This is a genomic window from Aquisalibacillus elongatus (genome assembly GCF_003843875.1).
GTDB lineage: Bacteria > Bacillota > Bacilli > Bacillales > Alkalibacillaceae > Aquisalibacillus > Aquisalibacillus elongatus.
The window spans coordinates 813,316-834,317 of the sequence record NZ_RKRF01000007.1; the positions used below are offsets into that span (position 1 = coordinate 813,316).

Here is a 21,002-nt window from a genome sequence, read left to right on the forward strand (position 1 = left end):
AAATTAAGCTCCGGAGTTTAACCTTTACTCCGGAGCTTTTGTCTTTAATTTTTCAAATCCTTTAAATAATTAAGTGCATCATCAAACGTGTCAACGGGAACGATCTCCATATCCGTTCCAATCTCTTCTGCTGTTTCTTTAGCAACTTCGTAATTGGATCCTTCTCTTCCACCTTCATTTGGAGCGAAGAAAATATCAACATCTTTACGATCTGCTGCAACTACCTTCTTATCGATTCCACCGATTCGGAACACATTTCCTTCATAATCGATTTCGCCCGTTCCAGTAATCTTTAAACCTTTTGTAAGGTCTTCAGATGTTAATTGGTCATATAACTCTAAAGCCATCATAAGTCCAGCGCTAGGCCCACCAATGCTTCCGCTATCAAAGTTTGCATTAGGACTAACGGACACTTCTCGATCGGTCACTAAAGAAATTCCCATTCCAACCCGATCAGGTTCATCAGGAAATGTCCCTAATGCAAAACTTACACTGATTTCTTCTTCATCACGAATGACCGTCAGCTCAATTTCTTCTCCCGCTTCATAAGATTGAGTCATATCTACTATTTCCTGAGATGAAGAGACCGTTTGACCATCCATCTCAATAATTCGGTCACCAGACTGCAATTGGCCTTCAGCTGGCATTCCATCAACGACGGTCATCACATAAACGCCATTATATTCAATTTCTATATCGCGGTCGGCAGCTCGATATGCCACAACCTGTGCAGCTTCCTTAGATGTTTCCATAAAATGAAGCTGAGTATCGATATACTCCTCTTGGCTAATGCCTTCAGGTCTAATGTCTTCTAAGTCATAAATCTCATAATGTGGCCTGATTTTAGCCCATAAATAATAAAATGGTGTTGCCTGACCACCTCTTACAGTAACTAAATGAAGTTCACCTTCACTATCAAAATGGTCTTCTACATCAACCACTTCATCTAATGAATAGATATCTCCAGGTTGATAAATATAGTAGTCTAATTTATAGCTAGATAATAAAAAAACGGCAATGATTATTATAGAAAATAAAGCTAACTGTTTACGGTTAATCATCATGACGACCCTTCCAATCCGATATTACTTTTTTTATTGACTCTACATGTTGAATCGCTTCTTCTTCACCCTTTTGTATAATTTCACTTACTTGAGTATAGTTTCTAGAACTATATGTATATACTTCGGGACGCATGACGACATCTGCATCCACCATTCTATAATTTGTGATTTCATTTTGCATGATATCAATACTTTGCATAATAATATCATAAATCGAATAGATTTCTGTGTTTTTCTCAAATTTAGAACAATCAACTGCAATGACGATATCGGCTCCCATATCTTTCACAACTGAAACAGGAATCCGATCGATCACTCCACCATCAACTAATAATCGTTGATCCACTTTTTCTGGAACAAAAACTCCCGGTATAGATATACTCGCCCGAACAGCTGTTGCAGCGTCCCCTTCTTTGAAAATCACTTTTTCACCACTATAAATATCTGTGGTTACAATTGATACTGGAATGTCAAAGTCCTCTAAATTCTTATTATAAGTAAACATTCGTATGTAAGATTTTATTCGTTCACCTTGAACTAATCCCATTTTAGGTACAATGAAGTCCATGAAATACTTGCGTTTAAACGTTAAAGCTAGCTGGTATAAATGTTCAACAGACTGACCCGCTCCATAAAATGCACCGACTAAAGCACCCATACTGCTTCCAGCAATATAATCAATCGGAATGCCTTCTTTTTCTAAAATCTTAATAACCCCTAAATGAGAAAAACCTCTTGCTCCCCCAGAGCCTAATGCTAAACCAATCTTCGGCCGGCTCATATGCTTCCTCCTGTCGATTTAATTCATCTATGCATATATGTAAGACCTTCTCGCGTATAGTGTATAAGAAATCTTTTGTACATTACTCATTATATTTTACTATTTGACAACTCATTCGTACAGCCATGAATGCATTTAGGAGGAATACCGGTGGCAGAAAAAATAAGGACCATTTTCTATGCGACAAGCACCATCTTTTTAGCACTAGCCATTATTATATATCCAGATGACTCACTTGAGGCCTCGATTAGAGGTTTAAATTTATGGTTTGAGATTGTCTTTCCGTCATTATTACCTTTTTTTATTGTCGCTGAGTTGTTATTAGCCTTCGGAGTGGTTCGGTTAATCGGCATGTTATTAGAGCCATTAATGCGACCACTATTTAATATACCAGGCTCTGGTGGTGTAGTTCTGGGAATGGGACTAGCAAGCGGTTATCCATCTGGTGCAAAAATTTCTGCCCGATTAAGACAAGAGGGTGTTCTAACGCAAACAGAAGCTGAGCGATTAGTGTCGTTCACTAATGCCTCTAACCCATTATTTATTTTTGGCGCAATATCTGTCGGTTTTTTTCACGATCCAAAAACAGGGCTTCTATTAGCTAGCAGCCACTATGTGGGAGCTGTTTTAGTTGGTCTTTGCATGCGTTATTATAAATACAATCAACGAGAACGTCGCCCAAAACGTCAACACGAATCGTCTATTATTAAACGAGCATGGGACACATTACATAAAGAACGAACAGACGAGCCTTTAGGTCAGATTTTAGGACAGGCTGTTTATTCTTCGATTAAAACACTTGTTGTTGTAGGTGGCTTTATTGTTTTATTCTCTGTGATCAATAAGCTATTGTTCTTAACTGGCATTACAAATCAAGTCGGTGCCCTATTAGGTAATATTTTCAGTATGATGGGTATACCAGATAGTTTATCTCTTCCTTTCATAGCTGGCCTTTTTGAAATAACATTGGGAGCACAAATGGTATCGCAAACTGAACATACCTCTTTGCTCATTCAACTTGTCTTTGTCAGCGCCATCCTTGCATTCAATGGTTTTTCGATACAAGCTCAAGTAGCAAGTATATTATCGTCGACAGATATTCGTTTTGCACCTTATTTCTTTGCAAGATTATTGCATATTTTCTTTTCAGTATGGCTTACGATAATTTTATTTAAACCTCTATACGTTAATCGAAATGCTTTTTCACCTTATGATATTACAGTTGACTCAGAACATAGTGAATACCCATCCTACTTTTGGATGGACTTATGGCAATGGCTAGAATCCTATGGACAATGGATATCATTTAGTGCATTAGCCATAGGTTGCATTTATTTATATCGCAATATAAAAAGAGCCTAAAACAAATGGTTGATGACTAGTGCTAAATAAGAAATTAGGGTAAAAGTTTAAATTCAGCGTAGTCAAAATACGGAGACTCCTGAAGGAACAGCACGAGCTGAAAATCACGCAAAACGAACGGCAGTGAGTTTTGGGAAGTTGAAGCCGTGCCTGCGGAAAGCGGAGTATTTTGACGGAGCGAATAAGAAACTCCGTACTAAGATTCAAAACGCTTTATCATTGTACGGAGTTTAAATGATTTATAATCGAATTTCCAAGCTTCATGCTTATGACTTAAATTTTTCTTTCAAAGCTACTTCTACAGCATCAGGCACTAGATCTGATACATTAGAATCGTATTTTGCCACTTCTTTAACAATACTTGAACTTAAGAAAGAATATTGATTGTTGGTCATAACGAAAAATGTTTCAATATCTTCTTCTAACTTACGGTTCATGGACGTAATCTGCATTTCATATTCAAAGTCACTTACCGCTCGCAAACCTCTTAGAATGACATCAACATGTTTACTTTTAGCATAATCCACTAATAAACCTTGGCTCACATCACATGAAACGTTTGGCAAATCTTTAGTAGCTTCCTCAATTAATTGTAAGCGCTCTTCTACAGTGAATAGAGGTGATTTTGACTGATTATTAAAAACCGCCACAATAACGTGGTCAAAAATTTTGGCACCTCTCCGTATGATGTCTAAATGTCCATATGTAATGGGATCGAAACTCCCCGGGCAAATGGCAGTAGTTGGCATAATTGTGGTCCTCCTAATTCTGAAATCGATAAATCGTTATTTGTGTTAACGACCCGTAATCGTCTCGTCTTAACATTGTATAACTATCTATAGAATCTGGCAATTGTTCTTCACTTGAATGTTCACAAATGACATAAGCCCCAGACTCTAAAACTTCGTTCTCTTCTAATGCGTTAAGAAGTTTCTCAAATGACACTTTTCCATAAGGCGGGTCTAGAAACACATAATGAAACGTCTTCCCCCGCTTCCCAGCAGCTTTTAAAGCCCTAAAAGCATCATTACGATAGATTTCACATTCATCTTCTATTTTTAACTTTTTAACGTTTTCTTTAATTGTTTGTACGGCGTGATACTGAGCATCGACCATAACGACGTGCTCGATTCCTCTACTTAGCGACTCAATAGCGAGATTCCCGCTACCTGCAAATAAATCAAGCGCACGTCCTTCTTCAAAATAAGGCCCGATAATTTGAAATAATGCCTCTTTTACTTTATCTGTTGTCGGTCTTGTTTTTTGATTAGGTACTGCTTGGATTGGATGTCCTTTAAATCGACCTGCTATGACTCTCATCCTTTTTCACCAACTTTAACTTTTTTATCTTTTCATGTATAAGAAATGTTCTATTGGTTAAAAATAGCTTCTAGAACGGAACTAAGAGGAATCCGTTCAATACGGAGAAAGTCTTATCATTCCCCATAAGACCTTCTTCCGGTTTCTCCTCTCCCTTTTTGTACTCTCTCTGTTAGTAAACGGAGAGTTGTGGTTCTTTTTTAATCATAAGATTAAGAAAGAACCACTTTTTTTATTCTCTTATATGGATTTGGTCATTCGACATTCGAACCGATATCGGAAGTACATCATCTAGCCCATCCATTCTTAAGTATAACTTTCCATTCACTTTTTTAATAAAGTTAGGTTCTGTTCGATAAGACATCTCATTAATAATGACTAGATCCCTTTCTGGGAATAGTCGAATTTGGTCTGATTCTTTTTGAATTAAAATATCTTCGGGACTTGTATTAATTATTCGAAACTGAGTTACATCATTAAAATCATCCAACGCTAAATAACTTCTTCCATCCAAATTAAGTAACGGGTTAGTTAGACTAACTTTTTCATTTTGGTAAAAAACTTCTCGCTGGTCTATTAAAGTAAATGAGTGTAATTCATCATTCGAATTCTCTTTAAAGAAATTCGTGTTTAGATTTAATTCGTTTAAAGACTCATCTAACAGTCCACCTAATGTTTCATGGGTTTGGTTTGTGTTTTTTAAAATCTCAAGCCATGCTTTTCGATCTGAATCCGTCAAATGTTGCTGCAACTCTTTAACTATGGCTTGTCCGTGCTCAGATTTAGCACCAGAGGAATAAAAATAGTGGTTAATAGCATTTAGAAGAACATAATCCTCTTCTTGTAAGACCTTGATTTGCTCCATTATTTGGTTGCTTAATAATGCAGATGCCACTTGACTCTTTTCCCCATGTTCTAAAAAAGAAATATGTTCTGAATGCAGTTGATCAAAGTTCGGATTAATAATAAATAACTGATTCTCAATGTTTGAAAAGTCCTGTATTAACTCTTTTAAGGACTCTAGTTTAAATGGAACGGAAGCCAGTACTCCTATTTGATTTGGTAAATACATTTCTTCATAATTACCTTTTAATACGATTAGTGGAATGTTATTCGTATTGGTTATGTGATACTTTTTATAATTAATGTGCTCCATTGCCTCTTCATGAACAGGCTTTGAGAACGTATACCACTCATATTCTGAATCAAGATTAGACGTGACAATTAATTCATAACGTGGTGATGCTTGGTTGCTTGAAATATCTGGAATCCAATGTGTCAAAACTTGATCTTTTACGTTAAACGGGATTTGATAACGAATTAAAAGGTTATCCGTTTCGTCTAAACCTGATATATCCTCAACGAGGCATTCTTCCCCATTTAACTGGCAATCTAAAAGTTCAGCTTGTTCTGGGATATTTATATCTACTTCACGTTTCTTTGTGACGGAGAAATGAACATCCGCATTTACAACATCCGCTTGATAGTTTAAATCGATATTCAATTGAATAGCTTGGTCTTCATCGGCAGAAACCTCACTCTGAAATTCTAGCCAATGATAAAATCCTAGTATCACTGATAAAAGCAACATCATTAATGTGAGTGATAATAAACCTCTCATAGAAGTAACCACCTTAATGTATCATTCGATTATATTTTACCAAATGTGACAACGCCTTACTATCTCGTTTCACAAAAAGGGCAAATCGTGCTACATTTATATAGGAATTATGAGGAGGTTTTTTACATGACACAACACTTTATCAAATTAGGTGAAGGTTATGGAGACATTTACGAACTATTAAAATTAATTGAGTCAATGCCTGATCGTGTAGAGCGTTTATTAGCCTTACATACAATTAAAAACGATGAAGAAAGAACATCAATTGCCGCTGTTTTTAAACCGACTACGAAAGGACAATTTCAACCTATTTATATTTGTCTAGAAGGCATACCAAAACCCGATGGCTCATCTAATGTTAGATATGATGCTTTTAAAGAAATTAGTGGAAAACTCAATCAACCGATTATTGAGTTAGTCGTCCCTCCTTCAAATACATATCATGAAGAACAACTATACTACCAGCAACTCATCGCAGTCCTAAGGTTAAATCACTTAATCCCTTCAAGATAAATATAATCTCATAAAAAAGGATGCCCAAAAGTACGACTTCTGGGCATCCTTTGTTTTTAAGATTTAATAAATATTTTTAGACTCAACGTCTTTTTCCTTAAAATGATGCTTCGTTTGGAACGTTGTATCAACAAATGGCTTATAAGAAATCTCAACATCCCTCACAAAATTTAATTGCTTAATTTGGTCTACGATGTCATCTGCATGATCCTGATCAACATAAAGCAATAAGTACTTCTGTTTTCTTGAAACATAAATTAGATGACCATATTTTCGTAATCGTTTAGCATATTTATGATGTTTAATCCATACAATAATTCCTTGGCGTTTTGTTAGCATCATTGTTACTCATCCCCTACTATGTTTATGAAGCCTGGCAGCCACATTCGCCACCACTGCCACAACCGCAACCAGATCCTGTATCTTTTAATGCAATGCCATCTCTAGGTGCTTTAATATTAGGGCTTATTGCATTTGCCAAAATTTCAGATACGTCATCTAATAATCCTTGTAACTGCGTCTCTGACTGCTTGTAAATGGCAACAGTATCATGCATATCGAGATCACGTTTTTGTTCACGAATCTCTTTCATGATTTTACTATAATCAGGATGATACCTTCCAAAACGCTGAACATCTTCATAATGTTCCTTCATATCTGAGAAATCATCCATGAGCTTTTGAGCGTCTGAGTCATTGTAAAGGGCTGTTTTCCTCTTGTTGTATATATCAAAGTCTTCCGATTGCTTGATCATTTTGCCTAATTTTTCGGCATGCTCTAATGTTTCAATTACTTCCATATTAGCGAGCATTTACTCACCTCCGTACTCTTATCTTATCAAATGAAGGCGAGTTTACCAACCGACAATTTTCATGTTAAAAGAATCGCTTTCTTTGGTTATAATGATAGTGGGGCTTAGATTTATTTTGCTTTTGTAAAAAGCTTTGTACTTGGTCAATGGTTTGCGATAAATTATTAACTTGTTTTTCAAATTGATCAATATCAATTTTGGATACCATATCTAGTATATTTGTAAACTTACCTTTGTAATCAGATGATGTATCGTCTATTGTTGGCTCCAATTGTTCGTATCGGTCCCAAAACGGATCTTGCTCACCAGATAGATACCATTTATCAAATAATTCTTGCCATGTATATTTACCATTACGCACATCATCTTTTAGACCATTACGGCTTTCTACAAACGCTTTAAAACGTCTAACTTCATCTGGTAATTCTAAATGGCTCATTTCAATCACACCTTTCTGACATGACTTGCTATAATATTATAATTTGAATGGTTCAAAAGTGTTCATCATCCACAAGAAATTGCTTATATTATGAATAAATTGTTACACATTCACGATAATGTTTAGAAATAATTGATAAATTAACGGTTTCATAATATGATAAATTTAGCGAAACTTATTGTAGAGGTGAAGAAAATGAAAATAGAAAGCACAGAAATTCAAGACACAGTTTTAGACCTACAACCACTAACATATATCATGGAGAGAAATGGCTTTGTTCTTGCTGGTCAGTGGGATTATGAACGTGTCACATTTGATCACAAAATTAACTCACCAGAGAAGAATATTACTTACTATATCCGTGTAAGTGGTTATGCTGTAGAAGGTGACGTTGATACAGGAAAGGCTGTTATTAAGTTATTAACACCATTATTAGGTAAGCATCACTACCCACATGGTGTTGAGTATGGTGAGGGTGAAGAAATCCCTCAAAACATAACCGAAAAGACTGAACGTATCTTAAATAATGTGAACGATCAGTTGAAGCAATTTATTGCCGAAGAAGCAAATTAATCCTCAAGGTATGGGTTCTTAACGGAACCCATACCACATTATTTTGATGCGGTATGAAAGGGGACTAGGGGTCAATTGTTCAAAAATATTACTAAACGACAGTGGACAATCGCGCTATACATATTACTACTCATACTATTTTTCTACTTTATCTTACCAATTTCAGTCCCATTATTATTAGCTTTTATTACAGCACTATTTGTTAACCCACTAGTTAGGTTGTGTACTCGACGCTTTAGAGTCTCACGTAAAATTGCGGTTACGATTATTTTTCTTTTATTTATATTAATTTTGGCAACCATCGGTACATTTACTACAACTAAGGTAGTTGGTCAGGTCATCAAGATTACTGAAAACATCCCTGAATACATACAAGATGTTGAAACCGAATTGTCGGACCTTCAAACGCAAATTGATGCATTTACGGAAGAATGGCCAAGAGAAGTTGTAACTTCAATTGAAAGCCAAGTGACTTCTACATTAAGTGATTATGGCACAAGATTACAAGACTATAATTACGTAGAAAGCATTACTCAAGTATTTATGAAAGTCCCGAACTTTCTAATTGGCCTACTCGTTTATCTCATTGCATTATTCTTATTTATGTTAGAGTTGCCGAACTTAAGAAATAAGTTTTATAATATGATGACAGAAGAAACGCAAGAAAAGTTTAAATTTATGAATGCTAGAATGTCTTACGTTCTATTAGGGTTCTTAAAAGCTCAATTTCTCGTAAGTGTCATTATTTTTACTGTTTCGTTACTAGGGTTACTACTGTTCGTGCCTGAAGTTGCATTCATCATGTCATTAATTATCTGGCTAGTTGACTTAATACCGATTATAGGTTCAATTATTGTTCTTGGACCTTGGGCACTATATATGTTCTTCACTGGCGATCTATTACTAGGCACGCAATTAGCCGTATTGGCTGTTATATTGTTAACAATCAGAAGAACAATCGAACCAAAAGTGATGGGCCACCATATTGGGTTATCCCCACTTCCGACGTTAATTAGTATGTTCTTAGGATTACAATTAATTGGTTTCTTAGGGTTTTTCTTAGGTCCATTAGTTGTCATTCTATTCAACTCAGCTAAAGAAGCTGGCATCATTAAGTGGAATCTTAAAATTTAATACAAAAATAAAGGCATTCTCAAAATCTATGTTTTGAGAATGCCTTTTTTATGCACTGAAAATCGCTTGAAACAAGTTCTGACCTTGTTCTCCTTCGTATAAAACATATAACAATAGATAAACGGCAATGCCTGTTAATGCCGTAAAAAACCAAATGATACTAGTGATTGGCCCAATTTTTCTATGCTTTTTAATGTTTCTTTTAAACGCTAACGTAAGCGTAACTATGCCAAATACAGCACCAGTTGTAGCTAAAATAATGTGAAAAATTAAGAAAAGCGTATAGTAGATTGTCATATCCTCGGGACCGCCAAAGCTTGTACTTCCAACAAATACAGTCCTTGACACATAAAGAATGAAAAATGTTAAAGCAAATGCTGCTCCAGTAATCATAACGACTCTATGTTGTTCTCGCTTGTTCTTAACAATTAAAACCCAACCAATAGCAATCATAATCGCACTGAGCACTATAAACATTGTACTGATCGTCGGTAAGAAAGGTACATCCATTTGTCCATCATCCTCTTTCATAATTAGGCGTTAAATTTTGCTGCGTCGGCATCGGATCGACTCCAGTATTCTCACTATCGTACCAGTTAAAGAACACTCTAGCTAATACACCACCATAAATAACTTCTTGCAATACTTTCATAATAATCCCTGCTGCCTGCTGGTCATAAACTAAAGGCATGTTTAAGAACAATTGAGGACCACCTAAATCGATTCCTTGCAATACATCTATGGGTACACATAGTGCCATTGCTTGCATGAACGCATCCGGTTCTGAATAAGTCGCATATAATGGGTCATTAGCAAAAATAATTAAGGCACAAGCTGGTGTAATCAGCATGCCGTTTGCAAAAACGTACATGATTTTGTATAACGGCTTCAACGTATCTTGCTCTTTTATTGGCGTAAGAAGTGGCCACCACATACAAAATGCGGCAAATAAAATGAACAATGTAATCGACCAGTGTATCAAGTTATTCGTTTTTGAAAAATCCAAAATAACAGGTAAATGATAAAGTGAAAAAACAGTATTAAAGAACAATATAGCAATTAGTGGTTTTGTCAATATATTTAACACATGTTTTATTCCACTTATATCGAAAATTTTCCTCCACCAAACTTCTGGTAAACCACGAATAATCAAAATTGGTACCATTAGATAGAAGACAGCCATTTGCACCATATGAGCCATTAATACAATATGAGATAATAAGTATAATGGCGATCCTTTAACAGCATAAAACAGTATTAGCGCTGTATAAACGCTGACTTTTTGTTTGCGTGTTGTCGTTTCTTCTAACCCTGCTTTATGCTTTAATGGTCCAGTAAATAAATAATATAATAATCCTAAAATAATCGTTATAACTATAATATCTGGATTCCACAACGCTTCGAGTCCAAATATTTGAATTTTATCCCACATGTTATATCACCTCATAGGTCCTCTACTTCACACCATTCAGTATACACCAATCGACCAATGAACTCGACTAATTCTGCCCTTCGTTAATAAAATTGTTGAAATTAAAGACACACATTTATCACACTATTCATATCAAATTTTAACTTTTATATCTTCTTAAATACAACCTATAATAATTTTACCAATTTTAACAATGTCGTGGTTTTGTCACACAATACATAGGCAAAAATGGTATAATGGCGTAGGTGTCATTTGTTGTAATCGATTTTACAGCAATTTAAGAGAAAGATAACGAGGCGGGAAGTATATGTTAGACTATAAAATTCATAATTATATAGATGGACAAGATGAACTAGTATTAATTCATGGACTAGGTGGTAATTCAAATATTTTTTACAAACAGTTAAAATCGTTTAAACGACATTATAACGTCATTACTGTTGAGTTACCCGGGCATGGTAATTCACCTGATATAAATAGTTACACAGAAGATTTCTCTTCACAACTAGCAGCTCAGGAAGTAATTAAAACCTTAGACTCCATCGGTATTCATAAAGCTCATTTTGTTGGTGTATCATTAGGTACTATTATCATCCACGATATTTTAAAGTCCGCACCCGAGAAAGTTCAAAGTGCTATATTAGCAGGGACGGTAACAAGGTTTACTCCCTTTTCTAAGTTTTTACTAGCTCTAGGAACTATGGTTAAAGACTTTACACCTTATATGTGGATTTATCGATTGTTCGCTCGAATTATGATGCCAAGATCAAACCATAAAGAATCAAGATTGACCTTTGTCAAAGAAGCTATGAAAATGAAAAGGACAAATTTTCTAGGTTGGTATGACCTTTGTCATAAAATAGAAAAAAGTATAGAGCATGTTCATCATTTCGCACCAGACACACCTAAGCTCTATGTATCAGGAAACGAAGACCATTTGTTCTTAAACCCGTTAACTAAGGATATAAAAAAAGACCTTAACGCAAAGTTAGTTGTAATCAATAGCTGCGGTCATGTTTGCAATATAGAAAAAGCAAAACAATTTAATGAGATTTCCTTAGAGTTTTTATCTGAACAGCAAAGTGTTCTCAGTCAAGCAAACTAAAACAGCAATCAGGTCATTCCCTGATTGCTGTTTTTTGTACTAATTCTTCATCCTTGGGTCTAATGCATCTCTTAAACCATCACCTATCAAGTTAAATCCTAGTACGACTAGCATGATGCTCACCCCAGGGAATATAAGTGTCCATGGGGCCAACTGAATATAAGCCTGTGAATCCGACAACATTTTACCCCATTCAGGATCTGGCTCACTTGCGCCTAATCCTAAAAATCCTAACGCAGCTGCTTCAAGAATAGCTGTACCAAACCCTAATGTAGCTTGAACTATAATTGGCGCAAGACTATTTGGCAATATATGATGGAAGATTATTCTTCCATGTTTTAACCCTTGAGCTTTCGCGGCTAAAATGTATTCCTCTTCCCTAAGACTAATTACTTTCGAGCGGACTAGTCGGCCAAATATTGGAATATTAATAATTGATATTGCGATTAACGCATTTTGTAATGACGACCCTAATATTGCAACAACAGCGATGGCCAATAGAATACTTGGGAACGCTAATAAAATATCAAAGATACGAGAAATCAACATATCTACCCATTTACCAAAATAACCTGCTATTATACCTAGCAAACTACCAAATACTAAAGCTCCGACGATGGCAAAAAATCCAACAGCTAGTGATATTCTAGCCCCATAGGCAATTCTAGTGAAAATATCTCGCCCTAGATCATCTGTACCTAGCCAATATTGACTATTGGGTGGTGTTAGACGATCTGTTAACATTTGCTCCTTATAAGTAAAATCAGTCAAGAAAGGAGCTAAAATCCCCATCATCAAAAATATAAAGATGATAATAAAACCTGTTATAGCCAAGCGATTTCGCCTTAACTGTTTAAAGGCATCCTTCCAAGGGGAAATGGCTTTAGTTTGCTTGTCATTTTGATTTAATGGTTCTTGTTCATTTGATAATTCAGGTTTATGTTCTGTCTTCACCATTATTCCCCCCTAATATTTAATCCTTGGATCGATATAAGCATAAAGTAGATCCACTATTAAGTTAATCATGACGAATATAAATGCTATAACTAAAATACCGGATTGGATAACTGGATAATCTCTAAATGTTATGGCGTCATAGACATAGCGTCCAATACCAGGCCAGCTAAAAATTGTTTCAGTTAGTATAGCACCGCCTAATAGTACGCCTGTTTGTAAACCGATTACAGTCAGAACAGGTATCGTTGCATTTCTTAAAGCGTGTTTATAAATAACAATTATCTGACCTGAACCTTTAGCACGAATAGTTCTAATGTAATCTGATTTCATTACTTCTAACATACTTGACCTTGTCATTCTCGCAATAATCGCCATTGGAATGGTTCCTAATGCAACACTTGGAAGGACTAAGTGTTTAAGTGTCGTCACAAGTCGCTCCATATCACCGTGTAAGATTGAGTCTATGACAAAGAAATGCGTAATAGGTTCAATTGGATCACGACTACTCTCCCGTCCACCAGACGGAAGCCATCCTAACTCTTGAGCAAAGAACCATTTTTCCATAAGTGCTAACCAAAACACAGGCATCGAGACACCAATTAAAGCAACAACCATCGCTAAAATATCGAACCAAGAGTTTTGCTTCCACGCACTAACAATCCCTGCATTAACCCCCACGATAATTGCAAATAACATCGCGAAAAAAGTTAATTCAGCAGTAGCTGCAAGCTTAGGCCCAATTTCGGAAACAACCTCTGATTTTGTTTTTAATGATGTTCCAAGATCACCTTGTAATAAATCCGTCAAATAAATCCAATACTGTTTGACATATGGCTCATTGATCCCCATTGTTTCTTCAAGATTCTGAATTTGTTGATCAGTTGCTGATTCACCCAGTATTACTTGCGCTGGGTTCCCCGGTATTAAATGGACAATGGAGAATGTTATGATGGTCATCCCTAAAAGTACTGGTATTAAGATTAATAATCGCCGGACTGTGTATGAAAGCATGGTTTCACCCCAATTTTATGTACAATCAAATGATAATAAATTTTAAGAAGGTAGTAGAGGTTAATCTACTACCCTCTTTATGGTTTATTGTTCTAGTTCTACTTCAGCTAAGGATTCACTTGTTGATGGATGCGGAACATAGTTTTTAACATAGTCAGCAGCAGCTAACACTGGACGTGAATGAACTAAAGTTACCATTGGTGAATCCTCAAGAATCAACGCTTGAGCTTCCTTATAAAGGCTAGCACGTTCTTCTTGATCAACAGATACTTTAGCAGCATCTAGTAATTCATCGACCTCAGAATTTTTATAGAACGTACGGTTACTACTTCCGGCATTATCACCATGTAATAAACTGCTTAAGAAATAATCCGGATCACCATTTGTACCTGACCAACCAAGCATGAACATTTCTTGTTCACCATTTGCGGTCTTCTCTAAATAAGGCGCCCATTCTTCTCGAACAATATTTACTTCAATTCCGATTTGAGATAAATCCTCTTGAATAATGGAAGCCACTGTCTCTGGATCTGGCATATATGGACGGGCTACAGGCATAGTCCATAAATCAATTTGGAATCCGTCTTCATATCCAGCTTCAGCTAATAACTCTTGAGCTTGTTCTAAATCATACTCATAACCTTCAATTTCATCGTTGTAACCTAAGTAACTAGGTGGTACTGGGTTTTAGCTGGAACAGCATACCCGTTATAAAGTGCGTCTGCGATTGCTTGACGGTCCACAGCATGATTAATAGCTTGACGGACTAATTTGTCATCTAACGGTTCAACTTCATTATTAAAACCTAGATAGCCAAAGTTGTTTTCTGCACGTGTTAAAAGTTCAACACCGTCTTCTGATTCCACAATATCTGCATCGTCAGGGTTTAAGCCGTCCATGATGTCAACTTCGCCAGAATTAAGAGCAATTAGACGAGACGAGTTATCTGGTATAACTTCAAAAATAACTCGATCTAGTTTTGGAAGACCTTCTTTCCAGTAATTTTCATTCTTTTCTAATACAATACTTTCATCTCTAGTCCAGCTTTCAAATTCAAATGGTCCAGTTCCTACAGGTTTCTCATTAATGGCAGGACCATGTTCTTCAAGAGCAGCTGGAGACGTGATTGCAAAATAACTCATCGCCATGTTCTGAAGGAAGAAACCTAATGGTTGTTTTAAAACAAATTCGATTTCATAATCACCATTCACATTAATCTCTTCAATAACGTGCCCTTCGTCACCTTTGAAACCACCAAACATTGTTCCATACATGGAGTAACTATAACCTTCGTCTGTAAATGCATATTCATGTTCAGGGTCTGACCAACGCTCAAAGTTTGTTTTTACAGCTTCAGCGTTGAAGTCAGTGCCATCATGGAATGTCACACCTTCTTCTAGATAGAAAGTATAAGATAAACCATCATCACTAACATCCCAATCATGTGCTAGACCAGGTTTAAGCTCGAAACTTTCTTTCTCGAAATCTAATAAACTCTCATAAATTTGCTTCGTTACACGAGAAGATTCCCCATCCGTTGTACTACCAAAGTCAAGACTTTCTGAGTCTCCACCTCGAGCATATACTAGGACTTGTTCACCTTCTTCTTCAGTATCTGCATCATCCTCTGAATCGTTGTTATCATCTGATTGTTGTTCTTGATCGTCATCTGAATTGTCATCAGAATCTGATGAGTCATCAGAATTACAAGCGGCTAATACTAACGTAAAAGCTAGTAATAGCATTAACAGAAACGAAAACTTTTTCATTCCTTTACCCCCTAAAATTTTTTAATTTATAGATAACAAATTGTTGGCTCATCATTCATACAAATGACAAGCAACAAAATGTTGATCTTCTATTTCTCGAAACTCTGGTTTAACTTCTTTACAAACATCCATCGCCATCGGACACCTCGTGTGGAATGGACAACCAGAAGGTGGGTTTGAAGGGCTCGGAACATCACCCTCTAAAATTACCCTGTCTACTTCATAGTCCGGGTCCGCCACAGGCACAGCCGATAATAAGGCTTGAGTATATGGATGCTTAGGAGATTCATAGAGTTGATCCTTTGTCGTTAATTCTACTAATCCCCCTAAATACATTACGCCAACACGATCGCTAATATGTTTAACAACGCTTAAGTCATGAGCGATAAAAATATAGGTTAAGTGATATTTATCTCTTAGCTCTTCCATCAAATTAAGAATTTGAGATTGAACCGATACATCTAGTGCTGATACAGGTTCGTCACAAACGATTAATTTCGGATTATTAGCTAACGCTCGAGCAATTCCAATACGTTGTCTTTGTCCGCCACTAAATTGGTGCGGATATCTTGAGGCGTGATCAGCTTCTAACCCAACAACTTCCAATAATTCTTTTACTCTCTCTTTTTGTTCTTTGCTGGATTCAACGCCATGTGTTATTAACGGTTCACTTATTATCTTCTCAACTGTATGCCTTGGGTTTAATGAAGCATATGGATCTTGAAATACAATTTGCATATCTTTACGTAAACGTCTCATCTGCTCTTTAGATAAATCAAGAATGTTTTCGTCCTCAAAGATGACCTCACCATCTGTCGGTTCTACTAACCTAAGTAAGGCTTTTCCAGTAGTTGACTTACCACAACCAGATTCACCTACTAAGCCTAATATTTCCCCTCTGTTTACGGTAAATGACACATCATCAACAGCTTTTACGTCACCTACTTTTTTCCCGAACACTCCGCCTCGTATATCAAAATATTTTTTTAAGCCTTTAACTTCTAGTATTGGTGTCGACAAATTCGCCTACCTCCTTCTCTTCATCGTGTAAGAAACATCTACTTTTGCGTTGGTGGTTTAGTTCATATAGATCAGGATTTTCGTTAAAACACCTGTCAAATGCGAATTCACATCTAGAAGCAAACCGACAACCAACATACTCTGTTGAAGGTTTCATAACAGTTCCTGGTATGGAATACAACTTTTGTTCCTTTTTATAAAGATTCGGAAGTGATCGAATGAGACCTTTAGTGTAAGGGTGCTGAGGGTCTTTAATAATTTCCCTAACTGTTCCCTCTTCAACGACTTGACCCGAGTACATAACGACGACGCGATCACACATTTCAGAAACAACACCTAAATCGTGTGTAATTAACAGAATCGATGTCCCTTGCTCTTGATTTAAATTTCTCATTAAATCTAATATTTGAGCTTGAATCGTAACATCTAGCGCAGTTGTCGGCTCATCTGCTATTAAGACTTCAGGATTTAACGACATGGACATCGCAATCATAACTCTCTGTCTCATGCCACCAGACAATTGATGTGGATATTCATCTACAATTTCATCTGCCCTCGGAATACCAACTAACTCAAGCATATGTATAGCTCTTTGACGTGCTTGTTTCTTTGAAATTTTTTGGTGAAATCGAATAGCTTCAATAAGCTGATTACCGATTGTAAATACAGGGTCCAATGAAGTCATTGGCTCTTGGAAAATCATAGAAATCTCATTACCTCGAATTTTCCTCATTCGTTTTTCACTAGCATTAGCTAAATTTTCACCTTTAAACAGTATTTCTCCTCCAACAATTTTGCCTGGTGGATTTGGAATCAATTGCATAACTGATAGTGACGTAACACTTTTTCCTGAACCAGATTCCCCAACTACTCCAACGACTTCACCTTTTTTTAGATCAAAGCTAACACCATCAACAGCTGGAATCTCACCGTTATCTGTAAAAAAGTGGGTATGTAAATCTTTTAATTCTAGTACAATGTTATCCATTTAAGTAACCCCATTCCAAAAACATAATATTAGTAATTTTCAGAACTATGTGTAAAATACTATACTGAAAATTGCTTTAATAATCAAGTATATATAAAAACTTTAGAACTATTATAACTATTAAGTTAGATATTATAGGTATTATGTCCTAATAAAATGGAAGAGTTTAAGTGGTTAATTCAAAAATAATTCTAAAACACTGTTGAAGTGAAATAATACAAAGGGAAGTTATTCAGTGGATTAAAAAAAAGCAAGCACACTAAAGTGTGCTTGCTTTTGCAACTTACCACCATACAATTGTCGTTAAAGCTAGAACTGTTAATACAGCTGCAAAAATACCTGAGTAGATCATTAAAGCTGGCATCTCATGACCTTCTTGGTTCATGTGCATGAAGTAGTATAACTGAAATAGTACTTGTACGGCAGCTAAGACGATAATAATAGGAATTGTGAACATTGGGCTAACTTCAGCCAGAACCAAACCAAATGCAATTAATGTAAATGCAATCATCATGGCAAAAGTTAGGACGTGATGTTTCATTTCTTCTTTATGCTTTTTTCTGTAGAACTGCTGTTTTTCGTTTGTGGAATTGGTGTTGTCTGTCATTTCTTAGCCCACCTTTCCCATTAGATATACTACTGTGAAAATGAATACCCACACAACGTCAATGAAGTGCCAGTATAAACTAGCAATATAAAACTTCGGTGCGTTGTAAAGGTTAACTCCACGTTTAGCATTACGGATCATTAGACCAATGATCCAAACTAAACCAAATGCAACGTGAGCTCCGTGGAATCCAACGAGTGTATAGAAGGCTGATGAGAAAGCCGATGTTGAATAACCAAACTCATAATGATTTACGTAATGATAGAACTCATAAATTTCAAAGCCTAGGAACACAAAACCTAATGCTACTGTAATACCTAGCCAAAGTTGCATTTTCTTAGGATCATTATTCTTCATATGGTACATCGCATAAACACTAGTTAATGAACTAGTTAAAAGTACCATAGTCATAATAAATACAAGTTCTAACCCGAAAACTTCATTGGCAGCTGGACCTTCAGCTGTTGAATTTCTTAGAGCAAGAAACGTACCGAATAAACTTGCGAATAATACTGTTTCTCCACCAAGGAAAAACCAAAAACCCATAAATTTGTTGCGACCTTCAAGGGTGGCTCTTTCTGGGTTTTGCGGTAAGTTAGTTGATTTAAGCATATCATCAGCCATTAGAACCATCCCCCTCTTCATCTTCTAAGTCTTCTTTATGAACATGATAACCTAAGTCGTCTTTGAATGAACGGTAAAGCATACTTCCTGCTGTAATTGCAAAACCAATGACTGCTAAGATCCAGTATCCGCCTTGATACATGACACCGAAACCAGCAATAAATAATCCAAGTGACATAACAAACGGTACAAATGAACGGTTCGGCATGTGAATATCACCAAGTGGTTCTGCAGGTTTTATCTTGCCGTCGCCTTCCATCTTCTCAACCCAAAGTGGGTCTAGTCCGCGTACTAAAGGCTCCTGTTTGAAGTTATAGAAAGGAGGTGGAGATGGTATAGCCCATTCTAACGTACGGCCATCCCATGGGTCACCAGACACTTTCTGTCCTTTAGTTTGTGTCACAATGACATTATATATGAATATAATTGTACCGACTGCCATAAAGAGTGCACCAATAGTACTTATTAAGTTAAATAAATCTAAACCTTGTTCGCCTTGGAACTTCCAATAACGTCTTGGCATACCCATTAAACCTAAGAAGTGTTGAACAAAGAAAGTTAAATGGAAGCCAATAAAGAATAGCCAGAAGAACCAATGATTTAGTTTTTCGTTTAACATTGTACCGAACATTTTTGGCCACCAGTAAATGATACCGGCAAAAATACCAAGCACAGTACCACCTACAATAACATAGTGGAAGTGCGCTACAACGAAGTATGAGTCGTGATACTGAAAGTCTGCCGCAGCAGAAGCTAACATAACACCGGTCATACCACCAATTGTAAAGGTTGGTATGAAACCTAAGGCAAATACCATTGGAGAAGTTAGCCTAATACTACCGCCCCATAGAGTAAATAACCAGTTAAAGATTTTAATACCCGTTGGCACGGCAATTGCCATTGTTGCTACTGCGAAAATTGAGTTCGCAATTGGTCCTAAACCTACTGTAAACATGTGGTGTGCCCAAACCATGAAACCTAAGAACGCGATTAAAACAGTTGCGAATACCATTGAAGAGTAACCAAATAAGCGTTTCTTAGCAAACGTCGAAATCACTTCACTAAACACACCAAATGCTGGGAGAATTAAGATATAAACTTCTGGGTGTCCAAATATCCAGAATAAGTGCTCCCAAATAATGACGTTACCACCCATTGAAGGGTCAAAGAAATTCGCACCGAATAAACGATCAAATGTTAATAAGAATAGACCAACGGTTAACGCTGGGAATGCGAATAGAATTAGAACACTTGCAATAAATGCTGTCCATGTGAACAATGGCATTCTCATGTATGTCATGCCTGGTGCTCTCATGTTTACAACTGTAACTATAAAGTTAATACCACCCATAAGGGTACCAAAACCTGCAATCTGTAGACCTATGGCGTAAAAGTCAACACCATGACCTTCAGAGAATATCGATAAAGGTGCGTATGCTGTCCAACCTGCATCAGGTGCTCCTGTTACAAACCAAGAGACATTTAACATTACACCACCGAAGAAAAATAACCAGAAACCTAATGCGTTAACAAATGGGAATGCAACATCTCGTGCACCTATTTGTAACGGCAGAACAGCGTTCATTAATGCAAAGATTAACGGCATCGCTGCTAAAAAGATCATGGTTGTTCCGTGCATGGTTAATACTTCATTGTAGAATTGAGCCGAGATAAATTCATTATCCGGTGCAATTAACTGAATACGAATAAGCATTGCTTCAAGACCACCGAGTAAGAAGAAGAAGAATCCGCCAATTAAATACAGGATTCCGATCTTCTTATGGTCTACTGTTGTTAAGTAGTCCCATAAAGTAGCCCCGAAACCAGCTTTTCTAGCTGTTGTGCTCACGCTTTTTACCTCCCTTTAAAGT

22 protein-coding genes and 1 pseudogene are annotated in these 21,002 nt (G+C 36.5%); 5 read left to right on the forward strand and 18 right to left on the reverse strand.

The genetic code is table 11. The features are described from left to right. Positions 1 to 44: 44 nt before the first annotated feature. Both EDC24_RS04860 and EDC24_RS04865 read right to left on the reverse strand, forming a co-directional pair. Positions 45 to 1,061, reverse strand: a complete 1,017-nt coding sequence (locus tag EDC24_RS04860) for a SepM family pheromone-processing serine protease (protein WP_342769342.1) — start codon at positions 1,059 to 1,061, stop codon at positions 45 to 47. Next, the gene (locus tag EDC24_RS04865; RefSeq protein ID WP_124220203.1) at positions 1,054 to 1,845 is read right to left on the reverse strand and encodes a patatin-like phospholipase family protein; all 792 of its coding nucleotides are present in this window, start codon (positions 1,843 to 1,845) and stop codon (positions 1,054 to 1,056) included. The genes EDC24_RS04860 and EDC24_RS04865 overlap by 8 nt, the downstream gene beginning before the upstream one ends. A 150-nt stretch (positions 1,846 to 1,995) precedes the next feature. Between EDC24_RS04865 and ylbJ the strand changes: the two genes are divergently transcribed. Then, positions 1,996 to 3,207, forward strand: a complete 1,212-nt coding sequence (gene ylbJ / locus EDC24_RS04870; protein ID WP_124220205.1) for a sporulation integral membrane protein YlbJ — start codon at positions 1,996 to 1,998, stop codon at positions 3,205 to 3,207. 266 nt (positions 3,208 to 3,473) lie between these two features. Here the strand turns inward: ylbJ and coaD are convergent, their stop codons facing one another. The 3 genes from coaD to EDC24_RS04885 all read right to left on the reverse strand — a co-directional run bounded on the left by coaD (position 3,474) and on the right by EDC24_RS04885 (position 6,148). Continuing rightward, positions 3,474 to 3,956: a pantetheine-phosphate adenylyltransferase gene (coaD, locus tag EDC24_RS04875; RefSeq protein WP_124220206.1), complete on the reverse strand. Its 483-nt coding sequence runs from the start codon at positions 3,954 to 3,956 to the stop codon at positions 3,474 to 3,476. Positions 3,957 to 3,969: 13 nt separating this feature from the next. Next, on the reverse strand, positions 3,970 to 4,527 hold the full coding sequence (gene rsmD, locus EDC24_RS04880; RefSeq protein WP_124220208.1) for a 16S rRNA (guanine(966)-N(2))-methyltransferase RsmD: 558 nt from the start codon (positions 4,525 to 4,527) through the stop codon (positions 3,970 to 3,972). 232 nt (positions 4,528 to 4,759) lie between these two features. Further along, on the reverse strand, positions 4,760 to 6,148 hold the full coding sequence (locus EDC24_RS04885; protein ID WP_124220210.1) for a hypothetical protein: 1,389 nt from the start codon (positions 6,146 to 6,148) through the stop codon (positions 4,760 to 4,762). A 126-nt stretch (positions 6,149 to 6,274) separates the two neighbouring features. Between EDC24_RS04885 and EDC24_RS04890 the strand changes: the two genes are divergently transcribed. Further along, complete coding sequence (locus EDC24_RS04890) at positions 6,275 to 6,661, forward strand: DUF7147 family protein (protein ID WP_124220212.1); 387 nt, start codon at positions 6,275 to 6,277, stop codon at positions 6,659 to 6,661. Positions 6,662 to 6,724: 63 nt separating this feature from the next. On the opposite strand, the gene EDC24_RS04895 is transcribed toward EDC24_RS04890, so the two are convergent. The 3 genes from EDC24_RS04895 to ylbD all read right to left on the reverse strand — a co-directional run bounded on the left by EDC24_RS04895 (position 6,725) and on the right by ylbD (position 7,911). Continuing rightward, positions 6,725 to 7,003, reverse strand: a complete 279-nt coding sequence (locus EDC24_RS04895) for a YlbG family protein (protein WP_245997966.1) — start codon at positions 7,001 to 7,003, stop codon at positions 6,725 to 6,727. A gap of 22 nt (positions 7,004 to 7,025) precedes the next feature. Then, positions 7,026 to 7,472 carry a YlbF/YmcA family competence regulator gene (locus EDC24_RS04900; protein WP_124220214.1) on the reverse strand — a complete coding sequence of 149 codons (447 nt, stop codon included), beginning with the start codon at positions 7,470 to 7,472 and terminating at the stop codon, positions 7,026 to 7,028. Positions 7,473 to 7,536: 64 nt separating this feature from the next. Next, positions 7,537 to 7,911 carry a spore coat protein YlbD gene (gene ylbD / locus EDC24_RS04905; protein ID WP_124220216.1) on the reverse strand — a complete coding sequence of 125 codons (375 nt, stop codon included), beginning with the start codon at positions 7,909 to 7,911 and terminating at the stop codon, positions 7,537 to 7,539. A 195-nt stretch (positions 7,912 to 8,106) separates the two neighbouring features. Here ylbD and EDC24_RS04910 point away from each other — a divergent pair, with 195 nt between their 5' ends. After that, positions 8,107 to 8,484, forward strand: a complete 378-nt coding sequence (locus tag EDC24_RS04910) for a YugN family protein (protein WP_124220218.1) — start codon at positions 8,107 to 8,109, stop codon at positions 8,482 to 8,484. 75 nt (positions 8,485 to 8,559) lie between these two features. After that, positions 8,560 to 9,618 (forward strand): sporulation integral membrane protein YtvI, encoded by a 1,059-nt coding sequence (ytvI, locus tag EDC24_RS04915; protein WP_124220220.1) that lies wholly within the window; start codon positions 8,560 to 8,562, stop codon positions 9,616 to 9,618. A gap of 48 nt (positions 9,619 to 9,666) precedes the next feature. On the opposite strand, the gene EDC24_RS04920 is transcribed toward ytvI, so the two are convergent. Both EDC24_RS04920 and ctaG read right to left on the reverse strand, forming a co-directional pair. After that, on the reverse strand, positions 9,667 to 10,128 hold the full coding sequence (locus tag EDC24_RS04920; protein WP_124220223.1) for a DUF420 domain-containing protein: 462 nt from the start codon (positions 10,126 to 10,128) through the stop codon (positions 9,667 to 9,669). A 7-nt stretch (positions 10,129 to 10,135) separates the two neighbouring features. Then, positions 10,136 to 11,050: a cytochrome c oxidase assembly factor CtaG gene (gene ctaG / locus EDC24_RS04925; RefSeq protein ID WP_124220225.1), complete on the reverse strand. Its 915-nt coding sequence runs from the start codon at positions 11,048 to 11,050 to the stop codon at positions 10,136 to 10,138. A 307-nt stretch (positions 11,051 to 11,357) separates the two neighbouring features. Between ctaG and EDC24_RS04930 the strand changes: the two genes are divergently transcribed. Next, positions 11,358 to 12,155: an alpha/beta fold hydrolase gene (locus EDC24_RS04930; RefSeq protein ID WP_124220227.1), complete on the forward strand. Its 798-nt coding sequence runs from the start codon at positions 11,358 to 11,360 to the stop codon at positions 12,153 to 12,155. 39 nt (positions 12,156 to 12,194) lie between these two features. Here EDC24_RS04930 and EDC24_RS04935 read toward each other — a convergent pair whose 3' ends face one another. From EDC24_RS04935 to ctaD, 8 genes and pseudogenes are all read right to left on the reverse strand, one after another. Then, entirely contained in the window at positions 12,195 to 13,112 is a 918-nt protein-coding gene (locus EDC24_RS04935) for an ABC transporter permease (RefSeq protein WP_124220229.1), read from the reverse strand. A 9-nt stretch (positions 13,113 to 13,121) separates the two neighbouring features. Further along, a complete protein-coding gene (locus EDC24_RS04940; RefSeq protein ID WP_124220231.1) occupies positions 13,122 to 14,123 on the reverse strand; it encodes an ABC transporter permease in 1,002 nt (333 codons plus the stop codon). 84 nt (positions 14,124 to 14,207) lie between these two features. Then, positions 14,208 to 15,892, reverse strand: a pseudogene (locus EDC24_RS04945) (ABC transporter substrate-binding protein). Positions 15,893 to 15,943: 51 nt separating this feature from the next. Further along, positions 15,944 to 16,912 carry an ABC transporter ATP-binding protein gene (locus EDC24_RS04950; RefSeq protein WP_124220233.1) on the reverse strand — a complete coding sequence of 323 codons (969 nt, stop codon included), beginning with the start codon at positions 16,910 to 16,912 and terminating at the stop codon, positions 15,944 to 15,946. Further along, complete coding sequence (locus tag EDC24_RS04955) at positions 16,887 to 17,900, reverse strand: ABC transporter ATP-binding protein (RefSeq protein ID WP_124220235.1); 1,014 nt, start codon at positions 17,898 to 17,900, stop codon at positions 16,887 to 16,889. The genes EDC24_RS04950 and EDC24_RS04955 overlap by 26 nt, the downstream gene beginning before the upstream one ends. Before the next feature lie 283 nt (positions 17,901 to 18,183). Then, positions 18,184 to 18,507, reverse strand: a complete 324-nt coding sequence (gene ctaF, locus EDC24_RS04960) for a cytochrome c oxidase subunit IVB (protein ID WP_124220237.1) — start codon at positions 18,505 to 18,507, stop codon at positions 18,184 to 18,186. A 3-nt stretch (positions 18,508 to 18,510) separates the two neighbouring features. Continuing rightward, positions 18,511 to 19,131 (reverse strand): cytochrome (ubi)quinol oxidase subunit III, encoded by a 621-nt coding sequence (locus tag EDC24_RS04965; RefSeq protein WP_124220239.1) that lies wholly within the window; start codon positions 19,129 to 19,131, stop codon positions 18,511 to 18,513. Then, a complete protein-coding gene (gene ctaD, locus EDC24_RS04970; RefSeq protein ID WP_124220241.1) occupies positions 19,124 to 20,980 on the reverse strand; it encodes a cytochrome c oxidase subunit I in 1,857 nt (618 codons plus the stop codon). Before ctaD ends, EDC24_RS04965 begins: the two co-directional genes overlap by 8 nt. Between the last annotated feature and the right edge of the window lie 22 nt (positions 20,981 to 21,002).

What these genes read in the sequence shown, in the direction of transcription:
- ctaF (WP_124220237.1), bottom strand. Translation starts at nt 18,507, where the DNA reads ATGACAGACAACACCAATTCCACAAACGAAAAACAGCAGTTCTACAGA.
- ctaG (WP_124220225.1), bottom strand. Translation starts at nt 11,050, where the DNA reads ATGTGGGATAAAATTCAAATATTTGGACTCGAAGCGTTGTGGAATCCA.
- EDC24_RS04965 (WP_124220239.1), bottom strand. Translation starts at nt 19,131, where the DNA reads ATGGCTGATGATATGCTTAAATCAACTAACTTACCGCAAAACCCAGAA.
- EDC24_RS04935 (WP_124220229.1), bottom strand. Translation starts at nt 13,112, where the DNA reads ATGGTGAAGACAGAACATAAACCTGAATTATCAAATGAACAAGAACCA.
- EDC24_RS04910 (WP_124220218.1), top strand. Translation starts at nt 8,107, where the DNA reads ATGAAAATAGAAAGCACAGAAATTCAAGACACAGTTTTAGACCTACAA.
- coaD (WP_124220206.1), bottom strand. Translation starts at nt 3,956, where the DNA reads ATGCCAACTACTGCCATTTGCCCGGGGAGTTTCGATCCCATTACATAT.
- EDC24_RS04920 (WP_124220223.1), bottom strand. Translation starts at nt 10,128, where the DNA reads ATGGATGTACCTTTCTTACCGACGATCAGTACAATGTTTATAGTGCTC.
- ylbD (WP_124220216.1), bottom strand. Translation starts at nt 7,911, where the DNA reads ATGAGCCATTTAGAATTACCAGATGAAGTTAGACGTTTTAAAGCGTTT.
- rsmD (WP_124220208.1), bottom strand. Translation starts at nt 4,527, where the DNA reads ATGAGAGTCATAGCAGGTCGATTTAAAGGACATCCAATCCAAGCAGTA.
- EDC24_RS04865 (WP_124220203.1), bottom strand. Translation starts at nt 1,845, where the DNA reads ATGAGCCGGCCGAAGATTGGTTTAGCATTAGGCTCTGGGGGAGCAAGA.
- EDC24_RS04885 (WP_124220210.1), bottom strand. Translation starts at nt 6,148, where the DNA reads ATGAGAGGTTTATTATCACTCACATTAATGATGTTGCTTTTATCAGTG.
- EDC24_RS04900 (WP_124220214.1), bottom strand. Translation starts at nt 7,472, where the DNA reads ATGCTCGCTAATATGGAAGTAATTGAAACATTAGAGCATGCCGAAAAA.
- EDC24_RS04890 (WP_124220212.1), top strand. Translation starts at nt 6,275, where the DNA reads ATGACACAACACTTTATCAAATTAGGTGAAGGTTATGGAGACATTTAC.
- EDC24_RS04955 (WP_124220235.1), bottom strand. Translation starts at nt 17,900, where the DNA reads ATGGATAACATTGTACTAGAATTAAAAGATTTACATACCCACTTTTTT.
- EDC24_RS04940 (WP_124220231.1), bottom strand. Translation starts at nt 14,123, where the DNA reads ATGCTTTCATACACAGTCCGGCGATTATTAATCTTAATACCAGTACTT.
- EDC24_RS04930 (WP_124220227.1), top strand. Translation starts at nt 11,358, where the DNA reads ATGTTAGACTATAAAATTCATAATTATATAGATGGACAAGATGAACTA.
- EDC24_RS04895 (WP_245997966.1), bottom strand. Translation starts at nt 7,003, where the DNA reads ATGATGCTAACAAAACGCCAAGGAATTATTGTATGGATTAAACATCAT.
- EDC24_RS04860 (WP_342769342.1), bottom strand. Translation starts at nt 1,061, where the DNA reads ATGATTAACCGTAAACAGTTAGCTTTATTTTCTATAATAATCATTGCC.